This is a genomic window from Azospirillum sp. RU38E, assembly GCF_900188385.1.
GTDB lineage: Bacteria > Pseudomonadota > Alphaproteobacteria > Azospirillales > Azospirillaceae > Niveispirillum.
In genome coordinates this window covers 1-2,534 of sequence record NZ_FZOI01000054.1, presented here as the reverse complement: position 1 = coordinate 2,534, position 2,534 = coordinate 1, and the positions used below count along the sequence as shown (strand labels likewise).

The following is a 2,534-nucleotide window of genomic DNA, read 5'->3' as shown; positions in this document are numbered from 1 at the left end:
GTTGTTGTCGGCAGGCTGGTCGTAACCGTCGGGGTGACCGAGACTGTCGGCGTTGTCGTGGTCGGTGCCGGTGCCGGCGGCGGCGGCGGCGGCGGGGATACCGGGACCGTCACCGGTTCTGCTGCGATCTGCACCTGTGCCGTAACTTCCGCGGTCAACCCTGCCTGGTCGGTGGCGATAACCGTAATGGCTATGCCTGTACCTGCGGTCAGCGGGCTGCCGGAAATTGTCCGGGTGGCGGCATCGAAGCTCAGCCCAGCCGGCAGGTCGCGTACCGACAGGGTCAGAGTGTCATTGGCATCCGCATCGCTGAACAGCCCGGCCGGCAGGGTGACATTGAGGGGCTGACCGACCTGACCCTGGATCAGCGGGATCGCGACGCCTGTAGCGACCGGCGCATCATTGACCGGCGTGACATTGATGGTCACGCTGCTGCTGGCGGTCAGCGGCCCGCCGGTACCGCTATTGCCGCCATCATTGATGGTGATGGTCAGCGTCTGGCCGGCGGTGCTGTTGGCGGCGGTCTGGAAGCGGACGCTGCCGGCATTGACGAAGCTGTTGATGGCGGCCAGCGAGCCGGAAAGGGTCAGCGTGCCGCTGCCCGACCCGGTGACGCCGACGCCATTGCCGCCGGTGGCCGTCAGGCTGCCAGCCCCGACAGAGAGGGTGACGGTGACCGTTCCGGTCCCGGCATCCACGTCGCTGAAGCTGATGCCCGTCAGCACGGCTGCCACATCCTCCGTCACGGTGATGGTGGTCGGGGCAGTGATGCTGGGCGCATCATTCACCGCCGTGACGTTGAGCGTCACGCTGCTGCTGGCTGTCAGCGGCCCACCGGTACCGCTATTGCCGCCATCATTGATGGTGATGGCCAGCGTCTGGCTGGCGGTGCTGTTGGCGGCGGTCTGGAAGCGGACGCTGCCGGCATTGACGAAGCTGTTGATGGCGGCCAGCGAGCCGGAGAGGGTCAGCGTGCCGCTGCCCGACCCGGTGACGCCAATGCCATTACCGCCCGTCGCCGACAGGCTGCCGGCCCCGACAGAGAGGGTGACGGTGACCGTTCCGGTCCCGGCATCCACGTCGGCGAAGCTGATGCCGGTCAGGGCGGTAGCGACATTCTCCGTTACCGTCAGGCTGCCCGGTGCTGTGATGCTGGGGGCATCATTCACCGCCGTGACGTTGAGGGTCACGGAGCTGCTGGCGGACAACGGCCCGCCGGTGCCGGTATTGCCACCGTCGTTGATGGTGATGGCGAGCGTCTGGCTGGCGGTGCTGTTGGCGGCGGTCTGGAAGCGGACGCTGCCGGCATTGACGAAGCTGTTGATGGCGGCCAGCGAGCCGGAGAGGGTCAGCGTGCCGCTGCCCGACCCGGTGACGTTGACGCCATTGCCGCCCGCTGCCGTCAGGCTGCCGGCCCCGACGGAGAGGGTGACGGTGACCGTCCCGGTGCCGGCATCCACGTCGGCAAAGCTAATGCCGGTCAGGGCGGTGGCGACATCCTCCGTTACCGTCAGGCTGCCCGGTGCATTGATGCTGGGCGCATCATTCACCGCCGTGACGTTGAGGGTCACGGAGCTGCTGGCGGACAACGGCCCGCCGGTGCCGGTATTGCCGCCATCGTTGATGGTGATGGCCAGTGTCTGGCTGGCGGTGCTGTCGGCTGCTGTCTGGTAGCGAACGCTGCCAGCATTGACGAAGCTGTTGATGTCGCTGAGCGATCCGGAAAGGGTCAGCGTGCCGCTGCCCGAACCGGTGACACCGATACCATTGCCGCCCGTCGCCGAGAGGCTGCCGGCCCCGACAGAGAGGGTGACGGTGACGATCCCGGTCCCGGCGTCAGCATCGCTGAAGCTGATGCCGGTCAGGGCGGTGGCGACATCCTCCGTCACCGTCAGGCTGCCCGGTGCATTGATGCTGGGAGCCACGTTCACGCCGGTGACATTGAGCGCAACGCTGGTGCTGGCGGTCAGGGGACCGCCGGTACCGGTATTGCCGCCATCATCGATGGAGACGGTGAGCGTCTGGCTGGCGGTGCTGTTGGTTGCGGTCTGGAAGCGGACGCTGCCAGCATTGACGAAGCTGTTGATGGCGGCCAGCGAGCCGGAGAGGGTCAGCGTGCCGCTGCCCGTGCCGGTGACGTTGACGCCATTGCCGCCCGCTGCCGAGAGGCTGCCGGCCCCGACGGAGAGGGTGACGGTGACCGTTCCGGTCCCGGCATCGACATCGCTGAAGCTGATGCCGGTCAGGGCGGTTGCAACATTCTCCGTTACCAACAAGCTGCCGGGTGCGGTGATGCTCGGCGCATCATTCACGGCCGTGACATTGAGGGTCACGTTGCTGCTGGCGGACAACGGCCCGCCGGTGCCGGTATTGCCGCCATCGTTGATGGTGATGGCCAGTGTCTGGCTGGCGGTGCTGTCGGCTGCTGTCTGGTAGCGAACGCTGCCAGCATTGACGAAGCTGTTGATGGCGGCCAGCGATCCGGAAAGGGTCAGCGTGCCGCTGCCCGAACCGGTGACACCGATACCATTGCC

Annotated in this window: 1 protein-coding gene; it reads right to left on the bottom strand. The window is 67.0% G+C overall.

What is annotated here, in order from left to right; all coding sequences use genetic code 11:
- On the bottom strand, nucleotides 1-2,534 hold a 2,534-nt coding region (locus tag CHB97_RS25605), incomplete at both ends, for a putative Ig domain-containing protein (RefSeq protein WP_200820139.1).